Annotated in this window: 13 protein-coding genes; 9 read left to right on the forward strand and 4 right to left on the reverse strand. The window is 71.0% G+C overall.

Going from position 1 to position 13880, the window contains the following annotated elements; all coding sequences use genetic code 11:
• The first annotated feature begins 2 nt into the window (after positions 1–2).
• The gene (locus GKS42_RS08155; protein WP_154793369.1) at positions 3–503 is read left to right on the forward strand and encodes a PTS sugar transporter subunit IIA; all 501 of its coding nucleotides are present in this window, start codon (positions 3–5) and stop codon (positions 501–503) included.
• Between the two features lie 6 nt (positions 504–509).
• The gene (locus GKS42_RS08160) at positions 510–1580 is read left to right on the forward strand and encodes an SDR family oxidoreductase (RefSeq protein ID WP_154793370.1); all 1071 of its coding nucleotides are present in this window, start codon (positions 510–512) and stop codon (positions 1578–1580) included.
• Positions 1581–1634: 54 nt separating this feature from the next.
• Here the strand turns inward: GKS42_RS08160 and GKS42_RS08165 are convergent, their stop codons facing one another.
• From GKS42_RS08165 to pepN, 3 genes are all read right to left on the reverse strand, one after another.
• Complete coding sequence (locus GKS42_RS08165; RefSeq protein WP_154793371.1) at positions 1635–2477, reverse strand: PhzF family phenazine biosynthesis protein; 843 nt, start codon at positions 2475–2477, stop codon at positions 1635–1637.
• Between the two features lie 86 nt (positions 2478–2563).
• Complete coding sequence (locus GKS42_RS08170) at positions 2564–3514, reverse strand: phosphotransferase family protein (RefSeq protein WP_154793372.1); 951 nt, start codon at positions 3512–3514, stop codon at positions 2564–2566.
• A 20-nt stretch (positions 3515–3534) separates the two neighbouring features.
• The gene (gene pepN, locus GKS42_RS08175; RefSeq protein ID WP_154793373.1) at positions 3535–6105 is read right to left on the reverse strand and encodes an aminopeptidase N; all 2571 of its coding nucleotides are present in this window, start codon (positions 6103–6105) and stop codon (positions 3535–3537) included.
• 255 nt (positions 6106–6360) lie between these two features.
• On the opposite strand from pepN, the gene GKS42_RS08180 reads away from it, so the two are divergent.
• The 5 genes from GKS42_RS08180 (at position 6361) to GKS42_RS08200 (ending at position 10214) form a co-directional block, all read left to right on the forward strand.
• The gene (locus GKS42_RS08180; RefSeq protein WP_269455300.1) at positions 6361–7011 is read left to right on the forward strand and encodes a mycothiol-dependent nitroreductase Rv2466c family protein; all 651 of its coding nucleotides are present in this window, start codon (positions 6361–6363) and stop codon (positions 7009–7011) included.
• A 136-nt stretch (positions 7012–7147) separates the two neighbouring features.
• On the forward strand, positions 7148–7723 hold the full coding sequence (locus tag GKS42_RS08185) for a hypothetical protein (protein WP_154793374.1): 576 nt from the start codon (positions 7148–7150) through the stop codon (positions 7721–7723).
• 127 nt (positions 7724–7850) lie between these two features.
• The gene (locus tag GKS42_RS08190) at positions 7851–9125 is read left to right on the forward strand and encodes a glycosyltransferase (RefSeq protein WP_154793375.1); all 1275 of its coding nucleotides are present in this window, start codon (positions 7851–7853) and stop codon (positions 9123–9125) included.
• 103 nt (positions 9126–9228) lie between these two features.
• Positions 9229–9609, forward strand: coding sequence for a DoxX family protein (locus GKS42_RS08195; protein ID WP_154793376.1), 381 nt, complete (start codon positions 9229–9231; stop codon positions 9607–9609).
• Between the two features lie 209 nt (positions 9610–9818).
• Positions 9819–10214: a rhodanese-like domain-containing protein gene (locus GKS42_RS08200; protein WP_154793377.1), complete on the forward strand. Its 396-nt coding sequence runs from the start codon at positions 9819–9821 to the stop codon at positions 10212–10214.
• A gap of 90 nt (positions 10215–10304) precedes the next feature.
• Here the strand turns inward: GKS42_RS08200 and GKS42_RS08205 are convergent, their stop codons facing one another.
• A complete protein-coding gene (locus GKS42_RS08205) occupies positions 10305–12311 on the reverse strand; it encodes a M13 family metallopeptidase (RefSeq protein ID WP_154793378.1) in 2007 nt (668 codons plus the stop codon).
• A 124-nt stretch (positions 12312–12435) separates the two neighbouring features.
• On the opposite strand from GKS42_RS08205, the gene GKS42_RS08210 reads away from it, so the two are divergent.
• Both GKS42_RS08210 and GKS42_RS08215 read left to right on the forward strand, forming a co-directional pair.
• Positions 12436–13248, forward strand: a complete 813-nt coding sequence (locus GKS42_RS08210; RefSeq protein WP_232847974.1) for a nucleotidyltransferase family protein — start codon at positions 12436–12438, stop codon at positions 13246–13248.
• A 29-nt stretch (positions 13249–13277) separates the two neighbouring features.
• Entirely contained in the window at positions 13278–13727 is a 450-nt protein-coding gene (locus GKS42_RS08215) for a ribose-5-phosphate isomerase (protein WP_154793380.1), read from the forward strand.
• The last annotated feature ends 153 nt before the right edge of the window (positions 13728–13880 follow it).

The following is a 13880-nucleotide window of genomic DNA, read 5'->3' on the forward strand; positions in this document are numbered from 1 at the left end:
CGATGGCAGCGACGGACGCGAACCAGCCGGCCACGCCCGCCGTCGGCGTCGTCACGGTCCTGGCGCCGCTTCCGGGTCGCTCGGTCCCGCTGGCCGAGGTGCCCGACCCGGTGTTCGCCGATGCGATCGTCGGCCCCGGGGTCGCGATCGACCCGCACCGTGAGGGCGAGGTCGAGGTGATCGCGCCGATCGGCGGAACCCTCGTCAAGGTGCACCCGCACGCGTTCGTGGTCGCGGACGGCAACGGTCACGCCGTGCTGGTGCACCTGGGGATCGACACCATCCAGCTCGCCGGCGACGGGTTCACGGTGCACGTGGCCGAGGGCGCGGACCTGGTCGCGGGACAGCTCGTGATCACCTGGTCGCCGCAGGCCGTCGTCGACGGCGGCCGCAGCCCGGTCTGCCCGGTGATCGCCCTGGACACCCGGGCCGCGAGCCTCACCGAGCGCGTGGAGCTCGGCGACGTGCTCGACGCCGGGGACCCGCTCTTCGACTGGGCCTGACGCGTCGTGCGGTCCCTGCTCACGGGGTTCCCGGGCTTCATCGGAACCCGGCTCGTCCGGGCGCTGCTCGACGATGACGACGTCGCGGTCGACGCACTGGTTGAGCCACGGATGCTCGACCGAGCCCGGGCCGCGGCACGGGAGTTCGGCGGCCGGGTCCGGGTGCTCGAGGGCGACATCACCGAGCCTCGGCTCGGGCTCGACGAGGCCACCTACGTCGACCTGGCCGCGACCGTGACGCGGGTCTACCACCTGGCCGCGGTCTACGACCTCGCCGTCTCCGAGGCGCTCGCCACCCTGGTCAACGTCGAGGGCACCAGGCACATCCTCGACCTCTGCCGTGCCAGCGCCCGGCTGGAGCGCCTCCACTACGTCTCCACCTGCTACGTCGGTGGCGAGCGCACCGGTGTGGTCCTGGAGTCCGAGCTGGACGAGGGCCAAGGGTTCAAGAACCACTACGAGGCCACGAAGTTCGCCGCGGAGGCGCTCGTCCGGGACGCTATGCCTCGGGTGCCGACCACGATCTACCGGCCCGGCATCGTCGTCGGTGACTCACGCACCGGCCAGACCCAGCGGTTCGACGGCCCGTACTTCATCCCGTGGTTCATCCACCGGATGAACCGGTTCGGCCTGACGGTCGGGGCGATGGGCAGCGAGGAAGCCACGTTCAACGCCGTGCCGGTCGACTTCGTCGTCGACGCGATCGCCGCGTGCTCGGGCGATCCGGAGACCGTCGGGGCCACTCTGCACCTGGCCGATCCGGACCCGTTGACCACGGCGGAGTTCGTGCGCGTCCTCTCCCGCACCCTGATCGGCAAGGACCCGCGCGGGCCTGCCGTCCCCGACGCCCTCCTGCGCCCGCTCCTCTCGCTCCCACCGGTGCGCAGGTACGTCGGTGGGACCCCGTTCGAGTCCCTCGTGTTCCTCCATCACCCGGTGCGCTACGACACGACCGAGGCCAGCCGGCACCTGACCCGCAACGGACTCACGTGCCCGCCCTTCCGCCAGTACGCGCCGGTCATGGTCGACTTCTTCCGGCGCCATCTCGGGGACGAGGAGCTGCGGGCACCTGTCTGAGGTGGGCGCCACGCGCTCCGGTGCCCGCACGGCTGGACGAACGCCGCCCGACCGTCAGGCCAGCGCGGTACCGCGGAACAGCGTCTGTGTCTGGCCGCCGACCCACACGGCCCGATGCGCGTCGACGGTGACGGTGATGTCACCGGCGCGGTCGAGCCTTCGACCCTGGGAGACGCGGTAGCCGTCGACCCTCTCGCCGGTGCGGACGAGCCACTGGCCGACGGAGGCGTTCATCGACCCGCACACCGGGTCCTCGGCCACGCCCGCACCGGGAGCGAAGCTGCGCAGCTCGTAGGCGTGTTCCGAACCGGGCGGGTATGGACCGAGCGCGCCGATCATCGCGTCCGGGATCAGGGACAGGTCGGGGTCGAGGTCGAGCACCTCCTGGGCTGTGGACAGACGGATCACGGCCCAGCCGGGGCCGTTGTCGATCCACTGGTGATCCACGACCTGGGTGCGGTCGATGCCGAATGCGGCCACGACCTTGCTCAGGTGGTCCGCGTCGAGGTTCCCGCTGCGCAGCGTCGGCGGGGCGGCGAAGGCGAGCAGGTCACCGTCGCGCCGCACGTCGACGAGGCCGGCGCCGCACTCCTGGACCACGACGCGCGGATCACGGGGCGCTCCGCCGTGCTCGAGCCAGGCGTGCGCGGAGCCCAGCGTCGGGTGGCCGGCGAACGGCAGTTCTCCGCCGGGGGTGAAGATGCGCACCCGGTAGTCGGCGCCCGCGGACGTGGGAGTGAGCAGGAACACGGTCTCGGACAGGTTGGTCCACCTGGCGATGCGCTGCATCTGTTCGGTGTCGAGGTCGTCGGCGTCGTGGATGACGGCCAGGGGGTTGCCCAGATAGGGGTCGGCCGAGAAGACGTTGACCTGTGCGAACGGGCGGTGGCGAGTCACGATGACGGTTCCTTCTCCTCGCGGGCGGGTGGCTTTCGTGCCCCCCAACTATGCGACAGATCCCCCCACGCATCCACGCGTCACGCTCACCCGAGCAGCGCCTCGAACTCCGGAAGTCGGCGGAACATGTCGGGCAGGCCCCGCACACCGTCGCGGACGACCTCGTGCGACAGGGCGAGGTCAGGGCCGGTGCTCGCCTCGACGTCGGCGAGACAACGGATGATGTTCCACCTCGTGTGTCCCAGCCAGCCGCCGATCGTGAACACGAACCAGCTCGGACCCGACGGTGGCAGCGCGCCGCCCCCTGCGACATAGCCGTCGAGGACCGAGCGGAAGATGGTGGGCTCGATGTCGTCGAAGCCGGGCCCCTTCGAGAGGCCCAGCGCGGTCGAGCCCAGCTCACCGGCCAGGTCGAGCATTCCGGAGAGCTCCCAGTCGAGCACCACCGGCCGGCCGCCTCGGGAGAGCAGGTTCCACGGCTGGATGTCCCTATGGGTCAGTACGACGGGGCCCGGCCGTTCGCAGGTGTCGACGAAGTGGGCGATGGCGAGGAACGTCTCGACGTGCGAGGCGAGTTCGTCGGCCCACGGTTGTCCGGTCGCCGCAGCCCGCTCGGCGAGGTCCGGCCAGTCTCGCGCCGACGGGCCCTCGACCGACCGGTCGGTCCACTCGACGCCCAACGAGTGGATGCGCGCGAGGATCTCACCGATCTCGAACGCGTACGGCGCCGACACCGGTGCCTCGGGCATCGAGCGTCCATCGACCCACCGGTGGATGAGCACCTGGTGGCTCGCCGAGATCGGCTCCGGCATCGGGATGCCGGCGGCGAAGGCAGCCTGTTCGAACCTGAACACATCGCCGGCCCGATAGGCCCGGCGGCGGTCCACGAGGTTGAGCTCCTTCACCGCGAAGGACCCTTTGTCGGTGTCCAGCCGATACATCCGGTTGGCGAACCCGCCGTGCATGCGGGTCATCGGCGCGATCGGCGTGCCGAGATGCGAGAGATCCGGGCCGCGCAACTGGGATGAACCGTTCATCGACCTACCGGGGACCCGCCTCAGCGAGCGGCGCGGTCCACCGCCTGGGCCGCCAGGGCGCGGCGCACCGCGTCCCGGGACTCCACCACCAGGCGGCGCAAAGAGGGGGTGCGCTCGCCCAGCTGGGCGAGGAACTCATCGGTGCGGGCGAGCACGTCGACGCCGGTGGAGGTATCGATGTCCGCCAACTGCGCCGGGTACAGCCCGACCACGATGTTCTGCGCGATCTCGTTCGTGCGCTCGGCCCAGACCCTCTCGAGGCTGTCGAAGTAACGGTCGGAGAACGGGGCCACCAGAGCCCGGTCGCGGGCCCGACCGAAGCCCTCGATGACCGCCGCCTGCACGGCGTTCGGCAACTCGTCGCCGTCGACGACCGCAGCCCAGGCAGCCTCCTTGGCCTGCGCCGTCGGGATCGCCGCCCGGGCCGCCGCCGCGGCCCGCTGGCCGGCGGCGGTCGAGTCCCGCTCGAGCTCGGCCGCGATCTCGGCCTCGCGCGCGGCGCCACCGGCGGTCAGCCCGGTCAGAAGGCTCCAGCGCAGGTCGGTATCGATGGCCAGCCCGTCCAGGCTGACGTCGCCGGCGAGCAGACCGCGCAGGGTCTCGATCTGGGCGCCGGTGGTGGCCCGGCTCGCGAATGCCTTGACGAACTGCAGCTGCGAGTCGGACCCGGTCTCGGCTGCCACGGCGAGCTCCCAGAGCGCGTCCGCGGCGTCCGATGCGACCTGCTCACGCTCGGCCGGGTCGGTGTAGTACTCGATGCTCGTGGCGAGCTGGCGAAGCAGCACGAGCACCACGGTCGAGTCCGTCTCGGCGCCGATGTTCGCGGTGACCAGGTCGATGAACCGGCTCGCCGGCCACTCGCCGTCCCGGGTCATGTCCCAGGCGGCCGCGAGCACCAGGCTGCGCGGCAGAGAGTCGGTGAAGTCGCGCAGGTGCTCGACGGCGGTGGCCAGGGAGGCCTCGTCGAGGCGCACCTTGGCATAGGCGAGGTCGTCGTCGTTGACCAGGATCAACTGCGGTCGGTCGATGCCCACGAATCCCGGCACCGGCGTCGCCGCGCCGTCGATGTCGAGCTCGACGCGATGGGTGCGCACCAGGGCGCCGGTGGCGTCGACGTCGTAGCCGCCGACGGCGATCCGGTGCGGTCGGAGCACCGGGTTCGTCTCCGGCGCCTCCTGGGTGATCACGAACGAGGTGATCCGGCCCTGGGAGTCCACCTCGAGCTCGGGCCGCAGCAGCGTCACGCCGGCCTCCTCGAGCCACAGCTTCGACCAGGCGGTCAGGTCCCGGCCGCTGGTGGCCTCGAGCTCGGTGAGCAGGTCCTTCAACTCGGTGTTGGACCGGGCGTGCTTGCGGAAGTACTCCCGGACCCCGGCCAGGAAGTCGTCCTGGCCCACCCACGCCACGAGCTGCTTCAGCACCGAGGCACCCTTGGCGTAGGTGATGCCGTCGAAGTTCACCTCGACGTCCTCGAGGTCGTTGATCTCCGCGACGATCGGGTGCGTGGACGGCAACTGGTCCTGCCGGTACGCCCAGGACTTCTCCAGCGAGGAGAACGTCGTCCATGCCTGCGTCCACCGGGTCGCCTCGGCAGTGGCGAGCGTCGAGGCGTACTCGGCGAAGGACTCGTTCAGCCACAGGTCGTTCCACCAGCGCATGGTCACCAGGTCGCCGAACCACATGTGTGCGAGCTCGTGCAGGATCGTCACCGCGCGCCGCTCGACGGTCGCCTCGGGCACCTTGGAGCGGAACACGTACGTCTCCACGAACGTGACCGCGCCGGCGTTCTCCATCGCACCGGCGTTGAACTCGGGCACGAACAGCTGGTCGTACTTCTCGAACGGGTACGGGACCTCGAACGCGTTCTCGTAGAACGTGAATCCGGCCCGGGTGATGTCCATGATGTTCTCGGCGTCCAGGTGCTGCGCCAGGGAGGCGCGGCAGAGCACCCCGAGCGGGATGGTGCGGCCGTCGCTCGACGTGAGTTCGCCGTCGACCCGGTGGTAGGGGCCGGCCACCAGGGCGGTGACGTAGCACGGCAGCACCCCGGTCGGGGCGAACGCCCACGTGGCGCTCGCGCCGTCACCCGTGGCGGCGGGGGTCGGCGAGTTGGAGACCACCTGCCAGCCCGACGGCGCAGTCACCGTGAACTGGAACGTCGCCTTCAGGTCGGGCTGCTCGAACACGGCGAACATGCGCCGGGTGTCGGCGACCTCGAACTGTGTGTACAGGTAGACCTCATCGTCGACGGGGTCGACGAACCGGTGCAGGCCCTCGCCGGTGTTCATGTACGCGCCGTCGGCGACGACCCTCAGCTCGTTCTCGGCGGCCAGGCCGGTCAGGGTGATCCGGGAGTCGGCGAACACCTCCGCCGGGTCCAGCGCGACCCCGTTGAGCACGACCTCGTGCACCACGGGCGCGATGAGGTCGATGAACGTGGATGCGCCCGCGGTGGCGGCGAAGCGGACCGTGGTCGCGGAGCCGAACACCTCGGCGCCGCGGGTGAGGTCGATCGCGACCTCGTAGCTGGACACGCTCAGCAGCGCGGCGCGCTCCTGGGCCTCGACGCGGGTGAGGTTCTCTCCGGGCACGGACGTGACTCCTTGATCGACGAGCTGGTGGTATCGACGGTGACGGTGGGCCGGGTGGGCCGTGGTGCGATCCTGCCACTTCCGCCTGCCCGGCCGGAAACCGATTAGTGCCCTGTCGGCGCCGGGCCGATCGTGGCCGGGGTGCCGACGACCACTCAGCGAGACGGCACCCCACCCCGGAATGCCACGGCCGGGGCCGGTGTTGCCGCCAACGCCGAGAACTCGCACCCCGCTGAACCCGTCCGAAGGAGAACCGTGAGCACCGCAACCGAGACAGCCGCCAGCACGACCCGTGAGACCGCCAAGGACGTCGCGGACTTCTGGTTCGACCCGGCCTGCCCGTGGGCCTGGATGACCTCACGCTGGATCAGCGAGGTCGAGAAGGTCCGCGACATCACCGTGCGCTGGCACATCATGAGCCTGTCCGTGCTGAACGAGGACCGCGACCTCGACCCCGGCTACCGGGAGCTGCTCGACAAGTCCTGGGGTCCGGTGCGCGTGATCAACGCCGCCCGCGAACTGCACGGCGAGGAGGTCGTCAAGCCGCTCTACGACGCGATCGGGACCCGGTTCCACCCGGGTGGGCGCGGCAAGGACCGGCACAACGTGCTGGTCGAGGCCCTCGCCGAGGTGGGCCTGCCCGCGGACCTGATCCGGTTCGAGGACTCCGACGAGTTCGACGAGTCGCTGCGGGCCTCCCACGCCGAGGGGATCTCCCTGGTCGGCGAGGACGTCGGCACGCCCGTCGTCGCCTTCAACGGCACCGCGTTCTTCGGTCCGGTGATCACCCCCGCGCCCAAGGGCGAGGAGGCCGGCCGGCTCTGGGACGGCGTGGTCACGGTGGCCTCCTACCCGGGCTTCTACGAGATCAAGCGCACCCGCAAGCAGGGCCCGATCTTCGACTGACGCCGACGAGCTCGCCGGTGATCCCCGGCCCCCGCCGAGGGGCCGGGGATCGCGAGCACCCGCGCGGACCGCGTACCGTATGGGAGTTCCCAGGGCCGCGATAGCGGTACCGGTGCCGGTTCTGGAGGAGGAAGTGATGGCGAAACAACGTGCGCTCGGCGGCTGGGCGATCGCGCTCATCGTCATCGACGTCATCCTCATCGCGATCCTCGTCGTGATGCTGGTCACCCACCCGCGTGGCGACTCGGGAACTGACGGTGGCACCGACGGCGCGTCGACCGGTGCGACCGATGGTGAGTCAGGGGCCACGGGCGAGGCCGAACCCACCACGCAGGCACCCGCCGTCACCGTGCCGGAGGATGCCTTGGACGTTGCCGCGTTCTCGTCGCCGAGCCGCAACATCTGGTGCCAGATCGAGGACGACAACGCCACCTGCATGATCGGTGACATCACGTTCACGCCTCCGGCCGTCGAGGACTGCGACCCGGCGATCGCCGGCCACTACTGGCGGGTCACCGCCGAGAGCGCGGACCCGATCTGCGGCGCCGAGGCGCCCACCGAGGCGCCGTCCGACCTGCCGGACCTCGCCTACGGAGCCAGCACCGTCGTCGGCGACTTCCTCTGCACGAGCGAGACCGACGGCGTCACGTGCGTCGCGATCAGCACCGGGCACGGCGTGACGATCGCCCGGGGCGGCTCCAGCCAGTACTGAGGTTCAGCCAGGACTGAGGTTCAGCCAGCCCTGAGGTTCAGCCAGCCCTGAGGTTCAGCCAGCACCGAGGTCGTCGGTAGGGTCGTGGGGGTCCCGTTCACGCCCCGCACCCGGCCAGGAGCCTCCCGTGTCGCACGCGTACCTGTTCGCCCTCGTCGACGGTGGCGGCACGGTTCCGCCCGAACTCGGGGTCGCGCGACGGCTGATTGAGCGCGGTCATCGGGTGCGGGTGCTCGGAGAGGACTCCATGGCCGCCGACGTCGCGGCCACCGGGGCCACGTTCGTGCCCTGGCGGCATGCGCCGAACCGGCCCGACCGCAGCGTCGCGCACACCGCCTACCGGGACTGGGAGACCACCGATCCCCTCGCCCTCGCCCGAGGCATGGCCGACCACATGATCGCCGGCCCCGCGTCCGGCCAGGCCCGCGACGTGGCGGCCGCCATCGAGGGGGAGCGGCCGGACCTCGTGCTCGCCTCCTTCACCGCCCTCGGGGCGATGATCGGCGCCGAGGCCGAGGGGGTGCCGTTCGATGTGCTGCTGCCGAACATCTACACGATGCCGGCGCCGGGGATGCCACCGATGGGGCTCGGGCTGCCGCCTGCCACCGGTCGCCCGGGACTGCTGCGCGACCGGGCCGTGAACGCGATGAGCACCCGGCTGCTCGGACGCTACGGCCTTGACCGGGTCAACGCGGCGCGTGCCGCGCACGGACTCGCCCCGGTACCCACGATCTGGGACCAGGTCCACCGCGCCCGCCGCGAGCTGGTCATGACCAGCCCCGAGTTCGACTTCCCGGCCACCCTCCCGGCCAACGTCCGATACGTCGGACCGGTGCTCGACGACCCATCCTGGGCCGGCGGGGACTGGACCCCGCCTCCTGGCGACGAGCCCCTGGTCCTGGTCGCGATGTCCTCGACGTTCCAGGATCAGACCGGGTGCCTGCAACGCATCACCGATGCCCTCGGGACGCTGGTGGTGCGCGGCCTGGTGACCACCGGACCGGCACTCGACCCAGCGGTGATCCACGCCTCCCCGAACGTGCGCGTGGTGACCGCCGCACCGCACGCCCAGGTGCTCCCGGTGGCGACCGCCGTCGTGACCCACGGCGGCCATGGGACCGTGATCAAGGCACTGGCCGCCGGCCTGCCCACCGTGGTGCTCCCGCACGGGCGGGACCAGGCGGACAACGCCGTGCGGATCACGGCCCGCGGCGCCGGGATCACGATCTCGCGGGAGTCCTCGACGCCGGTGATCGCCCGTGCGATCAACCGGGTGCTCTCCGACCCTGCCTTCGCCAGGGCGGCGCGGGAGCTGGGCGCGGCCGTCGCAGCGGATGCCGCCGGCGATGTGCTGATCCGTGAGCTCGAGAACCTCGAGGATGCAACACCCGCCGAGGGTTGAGCGGCACCGGATCACCTCCGGGTGTCAGGTCCGAGCCGCGCGGTCGGTCAGAGGTGTTCACGGGCCGCACCGGCCCGTCCTGACCGAGACGAGGTGGAGACCCATGAACGTCGCCCTCTGGATCGTCGCCGGACTGCTCGCCCTGTTGTTCCTGTTCGCCGGCGCCAACAAGGTCCTGATCCCCTACGACACGCTGTCCAGGGCTCCGCTGTCCGAGTGGGTCAGCCACGTGAGCCCGGGCCTGGTCAAGGTCATCGGCGTCTTCGAGATCCTCGGCGCCCTCGGTCTGATCCTTCCCGCCGTGACCGGTATCGCGCCGGTCCTGGTGCCGGTCGCGGCGCTCGGGCTTGCCACCGTCATGGCGGGCGCCGCTCTCCTGCACGTCCGGCTGCGCGACCCGAAGCACCTGACGTTGAACCTGGTCTACCTCGCCCTGGCCCTGTTCGTCGCCATCGGCGCCCTCGTCACCGGACACCCGGCCTGAGGCGCTGATGCGGAAGGGCGCGGCCGACGGCCATCTCAACCTGTGAGATGCGCGGCCCGACGGTCGTCACGGGCGGCCCGACCTGTTTGGCTGTCACCCATGGTGAACGGAGTGCGGACCCGCGTCATGCGGGCATGTCTGATGTGTTGCTGCGCCTGAGCGCGCCCCCAACACATCCGACCACCCCTCGCACACCCTGGAGCCATCACATGGCCATCACCACCGGCACCACCTGGGACATCGTCCTCAACGCGGCCCCGACCCGCGCCACCACCCTCGAGCAGGCCGTGAGCGCCCGCGCCGCCTACCAGGACGCGCTCCACTCGCGCGCCGTGGTGGTGGACCTGCGCCCGGCGGACGACCGGGCCGGATCCGGATCGATCCACCCGGATCTCGGCGCCGTCACGATCGAGCCGCGGGAACTGCCGACCTGGCTCGTGCACAACGGCCGCGGCGCGGACGCGATCCTGCTCACCCAGGACGGCACCCTGGCGGCCGAGCTCGCGACCGGGCTCGACGCCGTCGGGATCGCCCGGACCACCTACGTCACCGGGGGCTTCATCGCCTGGCGAACCGCCGGGCTCCCGGTGATCACCGCCGGCTGAGCCGGCGGCGCGGGGCTCCGGCGACGGTGCACCGCAGCGGCCCTGGGCCCGTGGGGGGACCCGGGGCCGATCCCTCGGCCTACCCGATGCTCACCAGATCCGGACGCGCTCGGACTCCTCGAGCCACATCCCGTCCCCGGGGCGCACCCCGAACGTCGTGTGGAACTCGTCGATGTTGCGCACCACCGCGTTGCAACGGACCTCGTCGGGGGAGTGCGGGTCGATCGACAGCAGCCGGATCATCTCCTCGTCGCGGGCCTTCAGACGCCAGCCGCGCGCCCACGAGAAGAACAGCCGCTCCAGGTCGCTCTCCCCGTCGATGACCTCACCCTCGGTGCGGCCCTGCCGCTCGAGGGCGATCCGGTAGGCCTTGATGGCGATGCCGAGCCCACCGATGTCCCCGATGTTCTCCCCGATGGTCAGGGCGCCGTTGACGTGGTGCGAGCCGTTCAGCTGTGCGGGGGAGATGGCGCCGTACTGGTCGATGAGGACCTTGGTGCGCTTCTCGAACTCCTCGCGGTCGCTCGCCTCCCACCAGTCGTGCAGGCGGCCCTCGCCGTCGTAGCGGCTGCCCTGGTCGTCGAAGCCGTGCCCGATCTCGTGGCCGATGACCGCACCGATGGCGCCGTAGTTGGTCGCGGCGTCGGCGTCGGCGTCGAAGAACGGCGGCTGCAGGATGGCCGCGGGGAACACGATCTCGTTCATCGCGGGGTTGTAGTAGGCGTTCACCATCTGCGGCGGCATGAACCACTCGTCCCGGTCGATCGGCTTGCCGATCTTGCCGAGCTCGTAGTCCGTCTCGAACGCGCTCGCGGCCCGGACGTTGCCGATCAGGTCCGTCTCGTCCACGGCCAGTGCGGAGTAGTCCCGCCACTTCGCGGGGTAGCCGATCTTGGGTGTGAAGGCGTCCAGCTTGGCCAGCGCCCGCTCGCGGGTGGCCGGGCTCATCCAGTCCAGCTCCGTGATCGAGCGACGGTAGGCCTCGATCAGGTCCGCGACCAGAGTGTCCATGGCGTCCTTGTGGGACGGCGGGAAGTGGCGCGAGACGTAGATCTTGCCGATCGCCTCACCGAGCACCCCCTCGACCAGGGAGACGCCTCGCTTCCAGCGCTCGCGGACCTCCTGGGCGCCGGTGAGCGTGCGCCCGTAGAAGTCGAAGTTCTCCTCGACGAACGCCTCCGGCAGGTACGCCGCACGGGACCGGATCACCCGCCAGGTCAGCCACAGCCGCCACAGGTCGACGTCCTCGGTGGCCCAGGTCTCGGCGAACGCCGCGAGGTAGGAGGGCTGGCGCACGATCAGGTCCGCCATCGCGCCCTCCGGGGCGCCGAGGGCGCCGGCCCAGAGGGCCCAGTCGAAGCCGGGTGCCTGCTCGGCGAGGGCGGCCAGGGTGCTCGGGTTGTGCGTGGCCTGGGCATCCCGGCTGCGCACGTTGTCCCAGTGGCCGGCCGCAAGCTTCGTCTCCAGCGCCATGATGCGCTCGGCGGCACCGTGCGCCTCCGCCTCGGTGACCACGCCGGCGAGGGCCAGCATCGCCGCGACGTGCGCCACGTAGGCCGTGCGCACCTGCGCGTGGGTGTCGTCGCGGTAGTAGGCCTCGTCGGGCAGACCGAGTCCGGACTGGGTGAGGTAGACGACGTAGCGGGTCGGGTCGTCGGCGTCGTTCTCGACGAAGAGCCCGACGCCGCCGCCCACACCGGTGCGCTGCAGCCCGCCAAGGGCACGGGTCAGCTGCTCGCGGGTGTGTGCCGCGGTCACCGGCTCGAGGTCCGGGGTCAACGGGTTCGTGCCGAGCGCCTCGATCCGCTCGCTTCCCATGAAGGAGGCGAAGACGGCGGCGATCTTCGCGGCCTCGTCGGCGGCAGGGTCGTCGGCGGGAACGCTCGCGGCCTCGGTGATGATCGTGCGGACATCCTGCTCGGCCTGGTCATGGAGCAGGTGGAAGGTGCCGTCCCTGCCGCGGTCCGCGGGAATGGTGTGGGAGGCGAGCCAGGAACCGTTCACGTGTCGGTAGAGGTCGTCCTGGGGACGGACGCCGGTGTCCATGGCTGCGCGGTTGGCCTCGTGGGACGTGGCGTCGGCTATTGAGATCGTCATGGATCGAATCTAGTTCACGGCGCCGACGCCTCGCTCGGGCGAGTTGGCGTGTCCCCGGGTCGTGGGCCGGCCGGCAGGGCGCTCGACCGGGTGCGGGGAGCCATCGGTGCCTAGTCTTGCCGGTGTGCTCGACGACGACCGCCTCCAGGACCTTGCCGACGATCTGTGCCAGGTAGCAGGCGTGCGCGCCGTCGCGCTCGGCGGGAGCCGTGCCCGCGGCACCCATCGCCCGGACTCGGACTTCGACCTCGGCATCTACTACGAGGGAGACCTCGATCTGGTTGCGCTCGAGCATCTCGCCGCGCGTTGGGCCGATGCCCCTGTGCGCGTCACGGCGCCCGGTGGTTGGGGGCCCCGGGTCGACGGCGGTGCGTGGCTCACCATCCGCGGGACCGCCGTGGACTGGATCTTCCGCGACCGGCATCGAGTGGCCGAGCAGTGCGAACGAGCACGCAGAGGAGAGTTCGGTTTCCACGCGCAGGCCGGCCACCCGTTGGGATTCCTGGACGTCTCCTACGCGGGTGAGATCGCCACGTGTGTCCGGCTGCGCGACGACGATGCGCTCCTCGCCGAGCTGTCCCAACGAGTATCGCCATATCCTGAGGCGTTGCGGACCGCCATGCTCACGAACCTGTGGCAGGTGGACTTTCTGCTCGATGCAGCAGAGAAGGGTGCGAAGGCCCTCGACGTCGCCTACGTCACGCTCTGCCTGACGACGGCGGCGATGCTGACGGCGCATGGCTGGCATGCTCTCGCCGGCCGGTGGGTCACCAACGAGAAGGCACTCGTACCAGGCGTCGCGCGTCTCCCCGTCGATGCTCACGGTTTCAGCGACCTGGTCGCCGCCATCCTCGGGTCCGTCGGGGCGACGAACCCCGCTGAGCTCCATCACTCGATCGCCGCGATGCGCGCGGCGCCTCGCCCGAGCCGCGAGTAGGAGCACGATGGTGCGGCATGATGACCTCCATGCGCATCCACATCGCCGCCGACCACGCCGGTTTCGAGCTCAAGTCCGCACTGATCGCCCACCTCGCCGGTGCCGGTCACGATGTGGTGGACCACGGCGCCGAGGACTACGACGCCCTCGACGACTACCCGTCGTTCTGCTTCGCCGCCGGAGAGGCCGTCGTGGCCGAGCCCGGCACGCTGGGCATCGTCATCGGCGGCAGCGGCAACGGGGAGCAGATCGCCGCGAACAAGGTCACCGGGGTGCGCGCCGCGCTCGCCTGGAGCACGGAGACCGCGAAGCTCGGCCGCCAGCACAACGACGCGAACGTCGTCGCCGTCGGAGCCCGCCAGCACAGCGAGGCCGAGTCGATCGCGATCGTCGAGGCGTTCCTCGCCGAGCCGTTCTCGAACGACGAGCGGCACCAGCGCCGCATCGACCAGCTCGCCGCCTACGAGGCCGCCCGCTGACCACGCCGCCGGGCGACGCTCCCGCCCGCGCCGGCGCTGAGACAGAACCTCGCGCCTGACGTAGACGGCTATACCCTTCTGTTTCGGGCCTGACGTCCTGCCTCACGGGCGGCGGTGGGGCAGACTCCTCGCGCAGGTCCTTGCGCGGCCCGG

Origin of the sequence: Occultella kanbiaonis, from assembly GCF_009708215.1 — a bacterium.
Taxonomy (GTDB): domain Bacteria; phylum Actinomycetota; class Actinomycetes; order Actinomycetales; family Beutenbergiaceae; genus Occultella; species Occultella kanbiaonis.

Excerpts from the sequence above, each read along its gene's own strand:
- GKS42_RS08155 (WP_154793369.1), top strand. The coding sequence starts at position 3 with ATGGCAGCGACGGACGCGAACCAGCCGGCCACGCCCGCCGTCGGCGTC.
- GKS42_RS08170 (WP_154793372.1), bottom strand. The coding sequence starts at position 3,514 with ATGAACGGTTCATCCCAGTTGCGCGGCCCGGATCTCTCGCATCTCGGC.
- GKS42_RS08185 (WP_154793374.1), top strand. The coding sequence starts at position 7,148 with ATGGCGAAACAACGTGCGCTCGGCGGCTGGGCGATCGCGCTCATCGTC.
- GKS42_RS08195 (WP_154793376.1), top strand. The coding sequence starts at position 9,229 with ATGAACGTCGCCCTCTGGATCGTCGCCGGACTGCTCGCCCTGTTGTTC.
- GKS42_RS08200 (WP_154793377.1), top strand. The coding sequence starts at position 9,819 with ATGGCCATCACCACCGGCACCACCTGGGACATCGTCCTCAACGCGGCC.
- GKS42_RS08205 (WP_154793378.1), bottom strand. The coding sequence starts at position 12,311 with ATGACGATCTCAATAGCCGACGCCACGTCCCACGAGGCCAACCGCGCA.
- GKS42_RS08215 (WP_154793380.1), top strand. The coding sequence starts at position 13,278 with ATGCGCATCCACATCGCCGCCGACCACGCCGGTTTCGAGCTCAAGTCC.